The organism is Acidovorax sp. sic0104, assembly GCF_019219095.1.
Classification (GTDB): domain Bacteria; phylum Pseudomonadota; class Gammaproteobacteria; order Burkholderiales; family Burkholderiaceae_C; genus Acidovorax.
In genome coordinates, this window is sequence record NZ_JAHUWH010000003.1 from 1 (window position 1) to 17306 (window position 17306).

Consider the following 17306-nt stretch of genomic DNA (forward strand, 5'->3'; position numbering starts at 1 on the left):
CCACGAAGTTCGAAACCAACCGCACCCGCGCCGAAGTGGCTGCCGAGGCATCGAGCGTTGCCCAGACCCGCAGCATCGAGCCCGCAGGTTCGCGCGTCGTGACCTACAAGTCCACCGCCGACCGCGCCGCCGTGCGTGCCCAGGCTGCGGAAGCCGTGCGCACCGGCACCATCCCATCGGGCGAAATCAGCGCGATGTAATCTGGCTGGGCTGACCACCAAAGACTACGGGCTCCCTAGGGAGCCCGTTTTTGCGTTCCTGCGGCAAAGATCAAGCGATCAGCGTCACTCCGGTCTTGGCCTGTAGCGCCTCGAAGCTCACGCCCGGCGCCAGCTCCACCACCTTGAGACCTGCTGGCGTCACATCCAGCACGGCCAGGTCGGTGATGATGCGGTCCACCACGCCCACACCCGTGAGGGGCAGCGTGCAGGCGGGCAGGATCTTGAGATCCTCGGTGCCATCCTTCTTCCGGGCCACATGCTCCATGAGCACGATCACACGCTTGACGCCGGCCACCAGATCCATGGCACCGCCCATGCCCTTGACCATCTTGCCGGGGATCATCCAGTTGGCCAGGTCACCCTTTTCGCTGACCTGCATCGCGCCCAGGATGGACAGGTTGATCTTGCCGCCCCGGATCATCGCGAACGACTGGTCGCTGCCGAAGATGGACGAGCCCTTGATGGTGGTCACGGTCTGCTTGCCGGCGTTGATGAGATCCGGGTCTACCTTGTCATCCGTCGGGAAGGGGCCGATGCCCAGCATGCCGTTCTCGGACTGCAGCCACACTTCCTTGTCGCCGGTGAAGTTGGCCACCAGCGTGGGGATGCCGATGCCCAGGTTGACGTAGAAGCCGTCTTCGAGTTCTTGGGCCGCGCGCGCGGCCATCTGGTCTTGGGTCCAGGGCATGGTTCAGGCTCCTTCTTTCTTTTCCGTGATCGTGCGTTTCTCGATGCGCTTTTCCGGGCTGGCATTGAGCACGATGCGGTGCACGTAGATGCCCGGCAGGTGGATGTCGTCCGGGGCCAGTTCGCCCACTTCCACGATCTTTTCCACCTCGACGATGCAGACCTTGCCGGCGGTGGCGGCTGCGGGGTTGAAGTTTCGCGCTGTGAGGTTGAAGCGCAGGTTGCCCGACTTGTCGGCCACGTCGGCCTTGACCAGCGACACTTCCGGCACGAGCGACCGCTCCATCACATAGGTTTCGCCGTCGAACTCGCGCAGCTCCTTGCCCTCGGCCACGATGGTGCCCACGCCCGTCTTGGTGAAAAAGGCCGGGATGCCCGCGCCGCCCGCACGCAGCTTCTCAGCCAGCGTCCCCTGGGGCGTGAATTCCAGCTCCAGCTCGCCCGCCAGGTACTGGCGCTCGAACTCCTTGTTCTCGCCCACGTACGACGAAATCATCTTCTTGATCTGGCGGGTTTCGAGCAGCTTGCCCAGCCCGAAGCCGTCCACGCCCGCGTTGTTGGAGATCACGGTGAGGTTCTTCGCGCCCGAATCACGCAGCGCGTCGATCAGGGCCTCCGGAATACCGCACAAACCGAAGCCGCCAACGGCCATGAGCTGGCCATCCGCCACCACGCCCTGCAGGGCTTCGGCGGCCGAGGGGAATATCTTGTTCACCACGATCTCCTTATGAATTGGGATGCGCTACGATACTACGTATCCGAATAAGTAGTTTCTCGTAAAGACTTTCACTATGGATGTTGATTACCGGCTGGCTTTCGACATGGCGCCCGTGGGCCTGGTGCTGTCGCGCAACCGCACCATGGTGGACTGCAACCGACATGTCTGCGAGATGTTCGGCGCCTCGCGCGAGGTTCTGATTGGCCAGTCGTTCCAGGTGCTGTACCCCAGCGCCGACGAGTACGAGCGCCTGGGCGCACACATGGAGCCCATCCTGAACGCCAAGGGCCACTACGCCGACAACCGCATCATGAAGCGCGCCAATGGCGAGGTCTTCTGGTGCCATGTGTCGGGCCGCGCATTGAACCGAGCAGACCCGCATGCCTCGGGCATCTGGAGCTTCGAGGACCTTTCCGCGCAGCGCCCCGTGAAGGCAGAGCTGACGGGGCGAGAGCGCGAGGTGGCGGCCCGGTTGCTCGAAGGTCTCACGTCAAAGGAGATAGGCAAGGCCCTTGAGATCAGCCACCGCACGGTGGAGATCTACCGGGCGCGGCTCATGCGCAAGTACAACGCATCCACGGCGGCGGACCTGGTGCAAAAGCTCCTCGCCGGGGGGAGTTAAGCCCCTGAGCCGCTACGCGCCATCCCCGGTTACCCCTTCAACGGACCATCCACCACTTCTGCAGCCGTGCGGAAGGCTTCCACCGCCGTCGGCACGCCGCAGTAGATGCTGGCGTGCAGCAGTACTTCCTGCAGCTCTTCGGCCGTCACGCCGTTGTTGAGAGCGCCGCGCACGTGGCCCTTGAGTTCGTGCTGCTTGCCCAGGGCAATGAGCATGGACACGGTGATGAGGCTGCGGGTGCGCAAGTCCAGGCCGGGGCGCTGCCAGACGTCGCCCCACGCGTTGCGCGTGATGTATTCCTGGATGGGCTGGGTAAAGGGCGTCGCGTTGCCGAAGGCACGGTCCACGAAGTCGTCTCCCATGACTTGGCGGCGGGTGGCCAGGCCTTTGTCGAAATCCTTGGATGATGGTGGCTGGGTCATGCAGTCTTTCTCCTTCGAAGGGTGCGCACGATGTTAGCTGCGCCTGCAAGGCCCCATGAAAAAACGCCGCACACACCCGATGGCGCGTGCGGCGTTTTCAACTCCAGCTGCTTGCACCCGGGCAGCGGCACGGGCGCGATGCGTCATCAGTGCTTGCCCGGCGCCACGTCAAAACGGTCCAGGTTCATGACCTTGGTCCAGGCGCGCACGAAGTCCTTCACAAAGACGGCCTGCGCGTCGCTGCTGCCATACACCTCAGCCAGGGCGCGCAGTTGCGAGTTGGAGCCGAACACGAGGTCGGCCACCGTGCCCGTCCACTTCGCGGCACCGCTCGCGCGGTCCACGCCTTCCAGCACACCTGCCGACGTTGCCGACTTCTGCCACTTGGTGCGCATGTCCAGCAGGTTGACAAAGAAGTCGTTGCTCAATGTTTGCGGACGCTGCGTGAAGCTACCGTGCGCCGCTGCGGCCGCCACGTTCGCCCCCAGCACCCGCAGGCCACCGACGAGCACCGTCATCTCGGGTCCGGTCAGCGTGAGCTGGTTGGCACGGTCGATGAGAAGTTCGGCCACGGCGCCCTCCAGGCCCGGCTTCACATAGTTGCGGAAACCATCGGCGACCGGCTCCATGACGTCGAACGACGGCACATCGGTCTGCGCTTGCGATGCATCGGTGCGGCCCGGCGTGAAGGGCACGGTCACGTCCTGCCCGGCTTTCTTGGCTGCGGCTTCCACGGCTGCGCCACCGGCCAGCACGATCAGGTCGGCCAGCGAGATCTTCTTGCCGCTGCCGCTGGTCTGTTGCGCAGCATTGAAGGCCTGCTGGATCGCTTCGAGCCGGCCCAGCACCTTGGCCAGTTGCGCGGGCTGGTTCACCTCCCAGTCCTTTTGCGGCGCCAGGCGGATGCGCGCGCCGTTGGCACCGCCACGCTTGTCGCCACCCCGGAAAGTGGAGGCAGAAGCCCAGGCCGTGGACACCAGCTCGGCAACCGACAAACCCGATGCCAGAACCTGGGCCTTGAGCGCCGCCACATCCTGTGCATCGACCAGCGCGTGGTCCACCTCGGGCACAGGGTCTTGCCACACCAGCACTTCGGCCGGCACGTCCGCGCCCAGGTAGCGCGAGCGCGGGCCCATGTCGCGGTGGGTCAGCTTGAACCAGGCACGGGCAAACGCGTCGGCGAACTGGTCGGGGTTGTCGAGGAAGCGGCGCGAGATCTTCTCGTAGGCCGGATCGAAGCGCAGAGACAAATCGGTGGTCAGCATGGTGGGCACCAGCTTCTTGGACGGGTCGTGAGCATGCGGGATGGACGCCTGTGCATTCTTGGCTGTCCACTGGTGCGCGCCTGCCGGGCTCTTGGTCAGCTCCCACTCAAAACCGAACAGGTTCTCGAAGAAGTTGTTGCTCCACTTCGTGGGTGTCGTCGTCCAGGTGACTTCCAGGCCGCTGGTGATGGCGTCGCCGCCAAAGCCGCTGCCGTGCTTGCTGATCCAGCCGAAGCCCTGGTCCTCGATGCCGCCGCCTTCGGGCTCCAGGCCCACCAGGGCCGCGTCGCCCGCGCCGTGGGTCTTGCCGAAGGTGTGGCCGCCGGCGATCAGCGCCACTGTCTCTTCATCGTCCATCGCCATGCGGGCAAAGGTGTCGCGGATGTCGCGCGCCGCGGCCAGAGGGTCGGGGTTGCCGTTCGGGCCTTCGGGGTTCACGTAGATCAGGCCCATCTGCACGGCGGCCAGGGGCTTGGCCAGGTCGCGCTCGCCGCTGTAGCGCTTGTCGCCGCCGAGCCATGTGGTCTCTGCGCCCCAGTACACGTTTTCATCGGGTTCCCACACATCGGGGCGGCCACCGGCAAAGCCGAAGGTCTTGAAGCCCATGGATTCGAGCGCGACGTTGCCCGTGAGAATCATCAGGTCGGCCCACGAGATCTTGCGGCCGTACTTCTGCTTGATGGGCCAGAGCAGACGGCGGGCCTTGTCCAGGTTGGCGTTGTCGGGCCAGCTGTTCAGGGGTGCAAAACGCTGCTGCCCTGCCCCGGCGCCGCCCCGGCCATCGGCCAGGCGGTAGGTGCCGGCGCTGTGCCAGGCCATGCGGATGAACAGGGGGCCGTAGTGGCCGAAGTCGGCAGGCCACCAGTCCTGCGAGTCGGTCATCAGCGCGTGCAGGTCGGCCTTCACCGCAGCCAGGTCCAGGCTTTTGAACTCTTCGGCGTAGTTGAAGCCGTCGCCCATGGGGTCCACCAGCGGCGAGCTCTGGTTCAGGGGGCGCAGGTTGAGCTGGTTGGGCCACCAGTCCGCATTACCCCGGCCCTTGGGCGCGGCGGCTTTGGTGTGGTCGAACGGGCACTTGCTTTCTTGTGTCATGGGGCGCTCCTTTGGTGACTGATGAGTGATCGATGCTAAGGAAAGCACCCCGGAAATAAAAGACAATCGTTTCGATTGATTCAATAGTTTTATCTAATCAAATCACATCACAGCAAGCGCAGCGGGCTCCCGGCCTCCTCGCACCCACAGGTATCGAACAGCACGGAGCGCACCCATCGATGCCCTGGCGAACGGTGGGTGCGTTCGTGCCAGGCGGCGGTTTTCACAAAGCCCGGTATGGCCACCGGTGGCTCCAGTACCTTGAGCCCACGGGCATCGGCCACGACCCGCTGCGGCACCACTGCGATCAGGTCGCTGTTGCGCAGGATCTCCGGTAGTACCAGAAAGCTGGTGATCGACAGCACCACCCGGCGCGACCGGCCCAGGCGTGCCAGCACCTCGTCCGTAACGCCGCAGAAGCTGCCGCCCGTGTACGAGATGAGCGCATGGTCCAGCGCGCAGAAGCGGTCCAGCGACAGCGCGCCCCTGGCGTCCGGGTGCCCCGCGCGCATCACGCACACATAGCGCTCGTCGAACAGGTGGCGGGCATACAGGTCGGGGGCGGTGTTCTCCGGGCTGATCAGGGCCAGGTCGATATCGCCGCGCTCCAGCCGCTCGTACACCGGCAGGTGCTGGGCGGGCACCACGGCCACACGCACGCCGGGCGCGCGGCGCCGCAGCTTGGCAAGAAACGGCACCACCACCGCCTGCAGCGCGTAGTCGGTGGATGCCAGCTGCACGGTCATCTGCGCCGTGGCGGGGTCGAAAGCCTGGGGTTGCAGCAGCGACTCGATCCCACCCAGCAGCTCCTTGACCGGCGCGGCCAGCTCCTGCGCGCGCAGCGTGGGCGTGATGCCGCGCTGGGTGCGCACGAAAAGCGGGTCGTCGAAGCTCTCACGCAGACGGGTCAGCATGCCGCTGACCGCAGGCTGGGTGAGCGACAGGCGCTGGGCTGCGCGGGTCACGCTGCGCTCGTCGAGCAGGGCATCCAGCGCCTTGAGCAGGTTCAGGTCCATCGCCCTGATATCGATTGCCATGATTTCAAGAATAAGAAATATCGATTTGGTTTATGGCTGCATCGTACCCACCATCCTCACCGTGTGGGGCCATTACTTCTTTGGCCCTCCCGCTTCACTCCCCTTTTCAGTCTCCCACAAGAAAGAAAGCTTCATGTCCGCCCTGTTCACCCCGTTCCAGCTCCAAAGCGTCACCCTGCGCAACCGCATCGCGGTCCCGCCGATGTGCCAGTACAGCGCCACCGACGGCCTGACCAATGAATGGCACCAGGCGCACTACGCCGGCCTTGCCCGTGGCGGCGCAGGCCTGGTCATCGTGGAAGCCACGGGCGTGTCGCCCGAAGGCCGCATCACCCCGGCCTGCACCGGCCTGTGGAACGACCAGCAGGTCGAAGGCCTGGCCCGCATCGCCGCCAACATCAAGGCCGCTGGCGCCGTGCCCGGCATTCAGATCGGCCACGCCGGGCGCAAGGCCAGCGCCCAGCGCCCGTGGGAAGGCGACGACCACATTCCCGCAGACGACCCGCGTGCCTGGCAGCCCATCGCCCCGTCCGCCATTGCCTATGGCGGCGACCTGCCCCGTGTGCCCAAGGCCATGACGCTCGCGGACATTGCGCGCGTGCAGGCCGACTTTGTGGCCGCTGCCCGCCGTGCGGTAGCCGCGGGCTTTGAATGGCTGGAGCTGCACTTTGCCCACGGCTACCTCGCGCAGAGCTTCTTCTCGCCCCACAGCAACCAGCGCACCGACCAGTACGGCGGCAGCTTCGACAACCGCGCACGCTTTCTGCTGGAAACCGTGGAGGCTGTGCGCAAGGTCTGGCCCGCGCACCTGCCGCTCACGGCACGTTTCGGCGTGATCGAATACGACGGCCGCGACGAGGAAACCGTGGCCGAGTCCATCGAGCTGGTGCGCCAGATGCGCGAGCGCGGCCTGGACATGGTCAACGTCAGCGCCAATTTCGTGATCGCAGAGACCCAGATCCCCTGGGCCACGCCGGCCTTCCTGGCCCCGGTGGCCCAGCGCGTGCGCAGCGAAGCCGGACTGCCCGTGGCGTCGTCATGGGGAATCGACGACCCAAAAATCGCTGAAAGCGCAGTGGCCGACGGCCAGATGGACTTGGTGATGATCGGCCGCGCCCACCTGTCCAACCCGCACTACACCTACCATCTGGCGCAGGTGCTGGGCGCGCAGAAGCCTGAATGGACCACGCTGCCCGCACCGTACGCGCACTGGCTGTCGCGTTATCGGGGTGCGGCCAAGGTCGCTGCGGCGCAGTAAACCGCCTCCAACCGCCGCTCAGCCCCCGGCCGGGCGGTGCAGCGGCAGCCCCGGCGCATCCAGCCGCGCGCGCAGAATGTGGCCGTGGGTCGAATCGGTCACGAACACCGTCTGGCCGCCCTCCCCGCCAAACGCCAGGTTGGTGGTGGATGCCCCGGCCGGCCCGCGCAGCACCAGCTCGGGCTCGGCCCGGTGATTGAGCACCCAGACGTAGCCCAGGCCCGGGTTGGCCACCAGCAGCCGGCCCTGCGCATCCACGGCCAAGCCGTCGGGGCCGCTGGGCCCGTAGGACGTGAAGAACTGCCCCACCTTGGCCACGCTGCCGTCGGGCAGCAGCGGCACGCGCCACACGCAGTTGCCGCGCGTGGCGGCCAGGTACAGCACGCGCCCGTCGGGAGACAGCGCCACGCCGTTGGGACTGGGCACGTTGGCCAGCAGCAGGTCGAGCTGGCCGTTCGGGCGCAGGCGGTACAGGCGGCCGCTCGGGTCATGCAGGCCGCTTTGCCCCTGGTCGGTGAAGTACAGGTTGCCCTCGGCGTCGAAGATCAAATCGTTCACGCCCTTGAAGCGCTCGCTGTTGCGGCGCTCCAGGTGCGGCGTGACGGTGCCGGTGGCCACGTCCAGGCGCATGAGGCCGTTCTTGTAGTCGGTGATGATCAGCGTGCCGGCATCCATGAACTTCATGCCGTTGGGCTCGCCGTCGTACTCGGCCACCAGCGTCCACGCGCCCTCTGGGCTGATGCGAAAGATGCGGCCCCACGGGATGTCGGTCACGTACAGGTGGCCTGCGTCGTCGAACACCGGGCCCTCCAGAAACGAATCGGTGACGGTGCCGCCCCGGTTGGCGTCGGCCCACTCGCTGCGCTCGCGGCGGCGAAAGTGGTCGGGCATGGAGGTGAACACATCCAGGTCACGGACCTGGGGTGGTTGCAGCAGAAACATGGCGGTGTCTTTCTTGTTGTTCAGGCAGGAGAGCCGAAACCATACCGCCGCGCCGGGTTGTCGACGAGGCGGCCCCCACCGCATCCATGCGGCATGGCATCGCGCAATGGCAGGACCATGGGCGATCAGTCCAGCTTGATGTTGCCCTTGCGCACCACATCGCCCCACTTGCTGTCTTCCTTCTTGAGGAAGGCCGCGAACTCGGCGGGCGTGGAGCCCACGGGCTGCGCGCCCATGTCGGCCAGGCGCTGCTTGAGCTCGTCTTCCTTCATCACCTCCTGCACGGCCTCGCGCAGCTTGGCGGCGATAGGCTCGGGCGTGCCAGCGGGCAGGAACATGCCGTTCCATTCATACGCTTCGTAGCCGGGGATCACCGTCTCGGCCACGGTGGGCACGTCGGGCAGGCGCCTGGAGCGCTCGGGCGCCGACACGGCCAGGGCGCGCAGCTTGCCGCCCGACACGTGCGGGTAGGTGGCGGCCACGGTGCCGAACATGAAGTCCACCTGGCCGGCCATCACGTCGGTGATGGCGGGGCCGCCGCTCTTGTAGGGCACGTGCACCATGTCCAGATTCAGCTGCTGGCGCAACAGCTCGGCCGCCAACCGCTGCACCGTGCCGCTGCCGCCCGAGGCGAAGTTGAGCTTGCCCGGCGCCGCCTTGGCCCTGGCGACCAGGTCGCCGACGTTCTTGATCGGCGAGTCGGTTTTCACGATGAGCACGTTGGGCGCCAGCAGCACCAGCGAAAGCGGCTGCAGCGCGTTGGCGGCATATGGCATCTTGGGGAACAGGTGCGGGTTGATGGAGTACGGCGTGGCGTCGTACAGCACTGTGTAGCCATCAGGGCTGGCCTTGGCCACGTAGCTCGCGCCGATGGTGCCGCTGGCACCGGCCTTGTTGTCCACGATCACGCTGGTGCCCAGCTTCGCGCCCAGGCGCGTGGCCAGCACGCGGGCCACGGCGTCGGCCGCGCCGCCCGGGGCATAAGGCACGACGATGGTGATGGGGCGCTCCGGGAACGCGGCATGGGCCAGGCCGGCAGCCAGGGCGCAGGCGGCGATCAGGGGTTTGAGAAAACGCAACATGTCTTGTCTCCGATCCATCGTTCATGGGGGCATTCAGCCAAAACGCTATCAATAAAATAGCTACAACCGCTTGATGGACAAGCGGTAGAGGCCATTTTTTATTCAAAATCTTGTTCGCCGGGCTTTCCCTGCCATGGCTACGCGGCACGCATCGCTGGCGTCTCGCGGGCCAGCACTGCCAGCAGGTTCGTGGCCGCGCCCACGCCCATGTTCACGTAGGCGTCGCTGGTCACGCCACCGATGTGCGGGCTGAGGATGAAATTCTTCTCGCCCTGGAACGGGTGGCCGGCCACCATGGGCTCCACCGCAAAGCTGTCCAGGCCCGCCGCCATCACCTGGCCCGAGCGCACGGCTGCGAGCAGCGCGGCTTCGTCGATGAGGCCGCCGCGCGCGGTGTTCACCACGATGACGCCGCGCTTGCACTGTGCGAGCGTGGCGGCGTTGAGCATGCCGCGGTTGTCGTCGGTCAGCGGGCAGTGCAGGGACACGGCATCCGCCTCCCGCCAGATCGTTTCGAGCGGAACGCACTGCACGTAGTCGGGCAGGTTCTGGGCGAACGGGTCGAAGCCGATCACCCGCATGCCCAAAGCATCGGCCATCTTGGCAAACCGCAGGCCGATGGCGCCCAGGCCCACCACGCCCACGGTGCGGCCGTGGAGCTCCAGGCTCTTGTGCGTGGCCTTGTCCCAGTGGCCGGCATGCATGCGCGCATCCAGCTGCACCACCGACTTGGCGCAGGCCAGCAGCAGCGCCAGCGCCTGCTCGGCCACGGCTGCGGCATTGGCGCCCACGGCGGCCACCACCTGGATGCCGCGCGCCTGGGCCGCCACCTTGTCGATGGTGTCGGTGCCGCTGCCGTGCTTGGAGATCACCTTGAGCGAAGGCGCCGCGTCCATCACGGCCGGGCCCACCTTGCCGTAGCGCACGATGATGGCCACCGGGTCGTGTTGCCTGGCCAGGGCGACCAGGTCGTCTTCGGTCGGCGTCTTGCCAGCGTAGATGACTTCGTAGCCGGTGAGCAGGCCGAGCGCCTGCTGCGCCAGGTCGGCTCCCGTGACGATGATGGCGGGGTTGGTGCTCACAGCGATTCCCCTTCCGTCAGGACACCCGCCGCACGCAGCGCGGCGGGCAGCCACTTGGAGGCCGTGTCGCCCCGGGCGATGGCCTCGATGCGGGCAGCTTCATCAGCCACCTTCTTGTCGGCCAGGGCCATCATGCCGGGGGCCTTGGCGCGCTCGATCACGACCACGCCGTCGGCGTCGCCCACCACCAGGTCGCCGGGGTTCACGGTCGCGCCGCCGGCCGAGATCGGGTGGTTGATGCGGCCGGGCACGTACTTGGTGGGCCCGGCGGGGTTGAAGCCTGCGCTGAACACGGGGAAGTCCAGCTCCAGGATCTCGAGCTTGTCGCGGATGGCGGCATCCACGATCACGCCGGCGAGGCCCCGCTTCTTGCAGGCGCTGAGCATCAGCGTGCCCATGAGCGCGGCGGTCAGGTCGCCCTTGCCGTCGATCACCAGCACGTCGCCGGGCTGGGCGAGCGCAATGGCGGCGTGGATCATGAGGTTGTCGCCGGGGCGCACTTCCACGGTGAAGGCCGGGCCTGCGACCTTCATGCTCTGGTGCACGGGCGCCACGCGGCCGTGCAGGGTGCCGCGGCGGCCGGCGACGTCAGCCAGGATGGCGGCCTGGTAAGTGGCGGCTTTGCTGACGACGTCGGCGCTGACGCGCTCGATGTCACGGATGATGTCGGGGAGTTGGCTCATGGTGTTCTGTCCGGTTGAGAGAAAAGAAACGGGGATAGGTCTGGGTCGGTTCGGCAATAGAGAGAGGACGCGGCCTTATTCGGCTTTGATATTCCCCTCCTTGATCACCTTGGCCCACTTGGCGGAGTCGGCCTCTTGCAGGTCACCCAGCTGCTGGGGCGTGCCGCCGACCAGCGTCACGCCCAGCTTGTCGGCCAGGGCCACCACGGCGGGGTCCTTCAGGGCCTTGTTGATTTCCTGGTTTAGTCGCGACACCACGGTGGCGGGCGTCTTGGCAGGCGCGAACACCGCCTGCCATTGCTCCACCACGAAGTCCTTCATGCCCACCTCGCCCATCGTGGGGACGGCCGGCAGGGACTTCAGGCGCTGTGCCGACGTGACGGCCAGCGCGCGCAGCTTGCCTGCCTGCACATGCGGCAGCGCGGCGGCCGCGGGCGCGAACATGAACTGCACCTGCTCGGCCAGCGTGTCCTGCAGCGCTGGCGTGTCACCCTTGTAGGGCACGTGGATGAAGCGCGCGCCGGTCTGCTGCTGCAGCAGCTCGCCCTGCATCTGCAGGATGGTGCCGTTGCCGCCCGATGCAAAGGCAAGCTTGCCCGGCTGCGCCTTGGCCGCTGCCAGCAGGTCGGCCACGGTCTTGAACGGCTGGTTCACACCCACCACCAGGATGTGCGGGATGGTGCCGATGATGACCACGGGCTCGAACGCGGTGATGTGGTCGTACGGCAGCTTGCCCATCAGGTGCGGTGCGATCGCCTGCGGGCCGATGGAGGTGCCCAGCAGCGTGGTGCCGTCGGGCGCGGCCTTGGCGACGAAGGCCGCGCCGATGGTGCCGGTGGCACCCGCCTTGTTGTCCACGATGACGTTGGTGGACAGTGCCGCGCCGATGCGCTGCGCCACGTTGCGGCCCAGCACGTCGGTGCTGCCGCCTGGGGGGTACGGCACCACCCAGGTGATGACGCGGCCGGCAGGCCAGTCGCCCTGGGCCAGCGCCGGGGCGGCCAGCCAGGGGGGCATCAGCGCGGCACCGCTGGCGGCGAGCACGCGGCGGCGCGACGGGCCTGCAGGTGGCGTGTGGGTTGCGGATTCGGTCATGGCGATGTCTCCCGGTGTCATCAAGGCAATGAAGAAATGGTGGGTGCGAAGCCGTACAGCGCCGCCGGGTTGTCCACCAGCACGCGCTGCAGCGTGGCGCTGCTGTCGCCAGCCTCGCGCGCCCAGTCGGCCAGCCGGTCCACCTGGCGGGCGTCGTCGGGCAGGGGCTGCACGCCGGCCGATGCCGTGGCATGCGGCCAGTCGCTGCCCCAGACCACGCGGTCGGGCGCGCAGCGCAGGTAGCTGGCAGCCAGGGCGTCGAGCGCGGGGTCTTCCACCGAATGCTGCTCGCTCACGATGTAGCCGCCAGACAGCTTGATCCACGCCTGCCCGCCCTGCAGCAGCGCCAGCAGCAGCGCATGGGCGGGGTGCCGCCCCGCCTGCGCGGGAGCAATGCGGCCGAAGTGGTCGAACACCACCGGCACGGGCAGCAGGCGCAGCACATCGGCCTGCGCGACCAGCACATCGGGTGCCATCAGCAGCTGCAGGTGCCAGCCCAGCGGCGCGATGCGGCGGGCCAGCGGCAGCAGCGAATCCGCCGTGCCCGACACGCCCAGCGACAGGTTCAGCCGCACGCCGCGCACACCAGCCGCATGCAGGCGCAGCAACTCGGCGTCGCTCTCGGCACCGTCGATCACCGCCACGCCCCGGGCCTGCACGCCCAGGGTGCCCAGCGCGGCCAGGCCTTCGAGCAGCGGGCGGTTGTCGGTGCCGTAGGTCGATGGGGTGACCAGCACCACCCGCGTGGTGCCGATGCGCTGCTGCAGTGCGCGGTAGTCATGCGCCGACGCGTCGGGCGGCAGTAGCCTGGCCAGCGGTGCGGCGGGAAAGCGGCTGTCGTACACGTGCACATGGCAGTCGCAGGCGCCGGCCGGCACCACGGTGCGCGGCGCGGCCGTGCCGGACGAGAACCGTACAGGCGTGACAAGGCTGTCGCGGTGCATGGCGCGGACTCCTGGAGGGCGCAAAGCGGTGGCTGTGCCGGCGCGGATCAGTCCAGGCTGGCGCCCGAGTCCTTGACGATCTTGCCCCAGCGCGGCACCTCGGTGCGCAGCAGTTGCCCGAATTGATCGGCCGAGCCGCCCAGCACGTCGCCGCCTTCGGAGCGCAGCTTGTCGGCCACTTCGGCGTGCTGCAGCGCCTGGTTGATCGCCTTGTTCAGCTGCGCCACGATGGGCGCGGGCGTACCGGCCGGCGCCAGGATGCCGAACCAGGTCACGGCCTCGAAGCCCTTGTAGCCGGACTCGGCCAGCGTGGGCACATCCGGCAGCTGCGACGAGCGCTTGGCCGATGTGATGGCGAGCACCTTGAGCTTGCCGTTGCGCACCTGACCCAGCAGCGTGGGCACGGACGACATGTACAGATCGATCTGCCCGCCCACCAGGTCCGTCATGGCCTGGGCCGCGCCCTTGTAGGGGATGTGGCGCAGCTTGATGCCCGCCGCGTTCTCGGCGAGCTCGCCGGCCAGGTGGGCCACCGTGCCGTTGCCCGAGTAGCCCAGGGTGAGCGCGTCAGGCTTGCCCTTGGAGGCGGCCACCACGTCGGCGAAGGTCTTGTACGGTGAACTGGCCGGCGCGGCGATCACGATGGGCGACGACGACACCAGCGCCACGGGCACCAGGTCCTTGATGGGGTCGTAGGGCAGCTTGGGGTACAGCGTGGGGTTGATCGCCAGGTTGCTGGTCTGGCCCATGACCAGGGTGTAGCCATCAGGGGCCGACTTGGCCGCCGCGTCCACGCCCAGGTTGCCGCCAGCGCCGGGACGGTTGTCCACGATCACGTTCCACTTGTTCTGGTCCGCGAGCTTTTGCGCCACGGTGCGCGCGATCATGTCGGTGCCGCCGCCGGGCGGGAACGGCACGATCAGGCGGATGGGCTTGGCCGGGTACGTGCCCTGCGCCAGGGCTGCGCCCGCAGGCGCGGCCAGGGCCGCAACGCCCAGCAGGGCACGGCACAGGTGCGCGCCGAGGACGCGCGAAAGCGATGGAAAAGCTGGCATGGATTTGTCTCCGTTTATTGGTGGTTCTTCACGCCGGTCTGCACAACCTGGCAAGGCCCCGGCACCGTGGTCGCGACTTTACGCAGACGTTTCAACCCATACAATGCAGTTGCGCACAGTGAAACGAATGGCACCATGAGCAACACCCCCCGCAAGACCGCACGCCCTCTGCTGCCCCCTGCTCCCCCACCTGCCGCACCGGCCTCAACTGGCGAGGCCGAGGCCGCAGGCGGCGTCATTGCCGTCACGCGCGCCCTGCAGGTGCTGGAGGCGTTTGCCCTGGGAGAGTCCAGCCTGCCACTGGCCGAGCTGAGCCGCCGCTGCGGCCTGCACAAGACCACCGTGCTGCGCCTGGCGCGCACACTGGCCCAGTCGGGCTTCATGGTGCAGCGCGAAGACGGTGACTGGCGCCTGGGCCCGGCCGCAGGCTGGCTGGGCGCGCGCTACCAGGCGGGCTTTGACGTGCAGAACGTGCTGGAACCCGCCCTGCGCGAACTGACCCACGCCACCGGCGAAAGCGCGGCCTTCTACGTGCGCGAAGGCCAGGTGCGGACCTGCCTGGTGCGCGTGGAAGGCCCGCAGGCCTTGCGCCACCACGCACGCATGGGCGAAGGCCTGCCGCTCGACAAAGGCTCGCCGGGCCGCGTGATCCTGGCGTTCTCGGGCGAGCCGGGCAAGGCGTACGAAGACATCCGCAGGAAGGGCTACCACTGGTCCATCGGCGAGCGCGAACAGGGCGTGGCCACCGTGTCGGCGCCGGTGTTCGGCATGCATTGGAGGCTGATGGGCTCGGTGTGCATTTCGGGTCCCGCATCGCGCCTGCCTGCCGAAAAGCTCGAAAGCCTGGCCCAGACGGTGATCGCGGCCGCGACACAGCTGTCGTATGCGCTGGCGGGCAACACGGCGGCCCCTGCGCAAAGCCCGGTGCGGGCGACCCACTGGCATCCTTGAGTTCCCCCTGAGCCGCCTGACGGCGTCTTCCCCCTGAGGGGGACGCACTCGGTGGACCGGCGGAGCCGGATCCTCGGGTGCACTGGTGCGGGCCGCGCCAGTTTCGGGGGCGTGCGCAACGCGTGCATCGCTGATACTGGCATCCATCACACGAAACAACACAACCCAAGGAGACCTTCGTGAGCCGCTACCCCTTCCCCGATCTGAACACCCTGCCCGACGACATCCGCGCCCGCATTCTGGAGGTGCAGGAGAAGGCCGGCTTCATCCCCAATGTGTTCCTGGCCTTCGCGCGCCGCCCTGCAGAGTGGCGCGCGTTCTTCGCGTACCACGACGCACTCATGCTCAAGGAAGAAGGCAGCCTGACCAAGGGCGAACGCGAGATGATCGTCACCGCCACCAGCGCCGCCAACCAGTGCCTGTACTGCGTGGTGGCTCACGGCGCCATCCTGCGCATCTACGAAAAGAAGCCTTTCATCGCCGACCAGGTCGCGGTCAACTGGCGCAAGGCCGACATCAGCCCGCGCGAACGCGCGATGCTCGACTTTGCGATGAAGGTCTGCCAGCGCTCGCAGGAGATCGCGGACGCCGATTTCGAAGCCCTGCATCCGCACGGCTTCGACGACGAGGACATCTGGGACATCGCGGCCATCACCGCGTTCTTCGGGCTGTCCAACCGCATGGCCAGCTTCGCAGGCATGCAACCAAATCCCGAGTTCTACCTGATGGGCCGCGTGCCCAGGCAGAAGTGAGCTGCGCGCTGAACGCTATCAATTAAATAGCTGCTAGCGCTTTCCCGGCAAGCGGTAGGCGGCCATTTCATTTGAAAAATCAGTCCCCGGACACCAGCGCCCGCATCCAGTCAGGCAGGTCCGCGGCCTTCTGCCGCGGAAAGTCCACCCATATCGTCGTCGCACCGCCCGCCGCGCAAACCACACCCGGCTGGTCCACACGCTCCATCGTGCCCCAGGTCTCGAACGTGGTGCGGCCCGGGTCGCTCACATAGAGCTTGAGCAGCACGTCGGCCGGGTACTCCAGCTGGCGGTAGAAGTTGCAAAACGCATTGACGATCACCGGCCCCTGGCCCTGCGGGTCGGGGTTGCAGCCCACCGACACCAGCCAGTCGATGCGCGCCGTCTCCAGGTAGCGAAAGTACACCGTGTTGTTCACATGGCCCATCGCATCCATGTCGCCCCAGCGCACGGGAAAGCGCGTCTCAAAGACCAGCTTCTTGGCCTCGGGAATTTCAATCTTCATCTCTGCACTAAGCCCCTGAGATCACACCGCAAAGCCGTCGTCGGCAGCGATGATGGCGCCGTTGACGAAATGGCTCTGGTCGCTGGCCAGCATGACCAGCAGCGCGTCCAGGTCCTGCGGGCTGCCGACGCGCTTGCGCGGCAGCATGTCGATGAGCTTGCGCCCTTGCTCGGTGTCCCAATGGTGGTGGTTGATCTCGGTGTCGATGTAGCCCGGGCAGATCGCATTCGTGTTGATACCGAACTTGCCCCATTCCACCGCCATCGCGCGGGTCATCTGCACGACGGCGGCCTTGCTCATGCAGTAGGCACCAATCTGCGGCAGCACCTTCAGGCCCGCCATCGACGCGATGTTGATGATGCGCCCGCCCGTGAAGCTGCCCGGCGCAGCGCCACGCGAGCGGGCCAGCATGCGCTTGCCGACCTCCTGCGCCACGAAGAACGCACCCTTCACGTTGGTGTCGAAGATGAAGTCGTAGTCCTCGGGCGTCACGTCCTGCAGGCGCTGGGTGGTGCTCACGCCCGAGTTGTTGACCAGGATGTCGATGGAGCCCATCTCGGTCTCGGCGTGCGCCACGGCGGACTTGATGGAGTCGTGGTCGGTCACATCCAGTTCGATCACGTGGGCGTCACCGCCCTCGCCTTCAATGCGCGCGCGCAGCTCCTTGAGCTTTTCCACCCGGCGGCTGGCCAGCACCACGCCCGCGCCGGCCCTCGCCAGCGTGCGAGCGAACTGCGCGCCCAGGCCGCTGGACGCTCCAGTGATGAAGGCCACGCGGCCGGACAAGTCGATGCTGTAAGCCATTTAGAGTCTCTCCACTCAACAAAATAGAACGGTCGTTCGATTGTCGCGATTCCGTGAATACAATCAGTCGCCAGCCAGACAGGGCATTG

General features: G+C 67.0%; 19 protein-coding genes. 5 read left to right on the plus strand and 14 right to left on the minus strand.

Annotated elements, in window-relative coordinates; genetic code table 11:
* The coding region (locus KW835_RS06520; RefSeq protein WP_218381556.1) for a DUF4148 domain-containing protein at positions 1–200 on the plus strand (200 nt) is incomplete at its 5' end.
* 70 nt (positions 201–270) lie between these two features.
* On the opposite strand, the gene KW835_RS06525 is transcribed toward KW835_RS06520, so the two are convergent.
* Positions 271–909 (minus strand): 3-oxoacid CoA-transferase subunit B, encoded by a 639-nt coding sequence (locus tag KW835_RS06525; protein WP_218381557.1) that lies wholly within the window; start codon positions 907–909, stop codon positions 271–273.
* 3 nt (positions 910–912) lie between these two features.
* Positions 913–1623 (minus strand): CoA transferase subunit A, encoded by a 711-nt coding sequence (locus KW835_RS06530; RefSeq protein ID WP_218381558.1) that lies wholly within the window; start codon positions 1621–1623, stop codon positions 913–915.
* A 76-nt stretch (positions 1624–1699) separates the two neighbouring features.
* Here KW835_RS06530 and KW835_RS06535 point away from each other — a divergent pair, with 76 nt between their 5' ends.
* Complete coding sequence (locus KW835_RS06535) at positions 1700–2248, plus strand: PAS and helix-turn-helix domain-containing protein (protein ID WP_218381559.1); 549 nt, start codon at positions 1700–1702, stop codon at positions 2246–2248.
* Between the two features lie 29 nt (positions 2249–2277).
* Here the strand turns inward: KW835_RS06535 and pcaC are convergent, their stop codons facing one another.
* From pcaC to KW835_RS06550, 3 genes are all read right to left on the minus strand, one after another.
* Complete coding sequence (pcaC, locus tag KW835_RS06540; protein ID WP_218381560.1) at positions 2278–2670, minus strand: 4-carboxymuconolactone decarboxylase; 393 nt, start codon at positions 2668–2670, stop codon at positions 2278–2280.
* Between the two features lie 146 nt (positions 2671–2816).
* Positions 2817–5027: a catalase/peroxidase HPI gene (katG, locus tag KW835_RS06545; protein ID WP_218381561.1), complete on the minus strand. Its 2211-nt coding sequence runs from the start codon at positions 5025–5027 to the stop codon at positions 2817–2819.
* A gap of 107 nt (positions 5028–5134) precedes the next feature.
* Positions 5135–6064 (minus strand): LysR family transcriptional regulator, encoded by a 930-nt coding sequence (locus KW835_RS06550; RefSeq protein WP_218381562.1) that lies wholly within the window; start codon positions 6062–6064, stop codon positions 5135–5137.
* Between the two features lie 133 nt (positions 6065–6197).
* Between KW835_RS06550 and KW835_RS06555 the strand changes: the two genes are divergently transcribed.
* Positions 6198–7322, plus strand: a complete 1125-nt coding sequence (locus KW835_RS06555; protein ID WP_218381563.1) for an NADH:flavin oxidoreductase/NADH oxidase — start codon at positions 6198–6200, stop codon at positions 7320–7322.
* An 18-nt stretch (positions 7323–7340) separates the two neighbouring features.
* On the opposite strand, the gene KW835_RS06560 is transcribed toward KW835_RS06555, so the two are convergent.
* From KW835_RS06560 to KW835_RS06590, 7 genes are all read right to left on the minus strand, one after another.
* Positions 7341–8264, minus strand: a complete 924-nt coding sequence (locus KW835_RS06560; RefSeq protein ID WP_218381564.1) for an SMP-30/gluconolactonase/LRE family protein — start codon at positions 8262–8264, stop codon at positions 7341–7343.
* A gap of 125 nt (positions 8265–8389) precedes the next feature.
* Positions 8390–9346: a tripartite tricarboxylate transporter substrate binding protein gene (locus KW835_RS06565; protein WP_218381565.1), complete on the minus strand. Its 957-nt coding sequence runs from the start codon at positions 9344–9346 to the stop codon at positions 8390–8392.
* Positions 9347–9483: 137 nt separating this feature from the next.
* Positions 9484–10428 carry an NAD(P)-dependent oxidoreductase gene (locus KW835_RS06570; RefSeq protein ID WP_218381566.1) on the minus strand — a complete coding sequence of 315 codons (945 nt, stop codon included), beginning with the start codon at positions 10426–10428 and terminating at the stop codon, positions 9484–9486.
* A complete protein-coding gene (locus tag KW835_RS06575; protein WP_218381567.1) occupies positions 10425–11111 on the minus strand; it encodes an RraA family protein in 687 nt (228 codons plus the stop codon). Before KW835_RS06575 ends, KW835_RS06570 begins: the two co-directional genes overlap by 4 nt.
* A gap of 75 nt (positions 11112–11186) precedes the next feature.
* Positions 11187–12206, minus strand: a complete 1020-nt coding sequence (locus tag KW835_RS06580; RefSeq protein ID WP_218381568.1) for a tripartite tricarboxylate transporter substrate binding protein — start codon at positions 12204–12206, stop codon at positions 11187–11189.
* A gap of 20 nt (positions 12207–12226) precedes the next feature.
* Complete coding sequence (locus tag KW835_RS06585) at positions 12227–13150, minus strand: amidohydrolase (RefSeq protein ID WP_218381569.1); 924 nt, start codon at positions 13148–13150, stop codon at positions 12227–12229.
* Positions 13151–13197: 47 nt separating this feature from the next.
* A complete protein-coding gene (locus KW835_RS06590; RefSeq protein ID WP_218381570.1) occupies positions 13198–14205 on the minus strand; it encodes a tripartite tricarboxylate transporter substrate binding protein in 1008 nt (335 codons plus the stop codon).
* A gap of 135 nt (positions 14206–14340) precedes the next feature.
* Between KW835_RS06590 and KW835_RS06595 the strand changes: the two genes are divergently transcribed.
* Both KW835_RS06595 and KW835_RS06600 read left to right on the plus strand, forming a co-directional pair.
* Positions 14341–15156 (plus strand): IclR family transcriptional regulator, encoded by an 816-nt coding sequence (locus KW835_RS06595; protein WP_255593342.1) that lies wholly within the window; start codon positions 14341–14343, stop codon positions 15154–15156.
* A 179-nt stretch (positions 15157–15335) separates the two neighbouring features.
* Positions 15336–15908 carry a peroxidase-related enzyme gene (locus KW835_RS06600; protein WP_218381571.1) on the plus strand — a complete coding sequence of 191 codons (573 nt, stop codon included), beginning with the start codon at positions 15336–15338 and terminating at the stop codon, positions 15906–15908.
* Between the two features lie 79 nt (positions 15909–15987).
* Here the strand turns inward: KW835_RS06600 and KW835_RS06605 are convergent, their stop codons facing one another.
* Together KW835_RS06605 and KW835_RS06610 are read right to left on the minus strand one after the other, a co-directional pair.
* Entirely contained in the window at positions 15988–16413 is a 426-nt protein-coding gene (locus KW835_RS06605) for a thioesterase family protein (RefSeq protein ID WP_218381572.1), read from the minus strand.
* A 21-nt stretch (positions 16414–16434) separates the two neighbouring features.
* Positions 16435–17217: an SDR family oxidoreductase gene (locus KW835_RS06610; protein WP_218381573.1), complete on the minus strand. Its 783-nt coding sequence runs from the start codon at positions 17215–17217 to the stop codon at positions 16435–16437.
* Positions 17218–17306 lie beyond the last annotated feature (89 nt).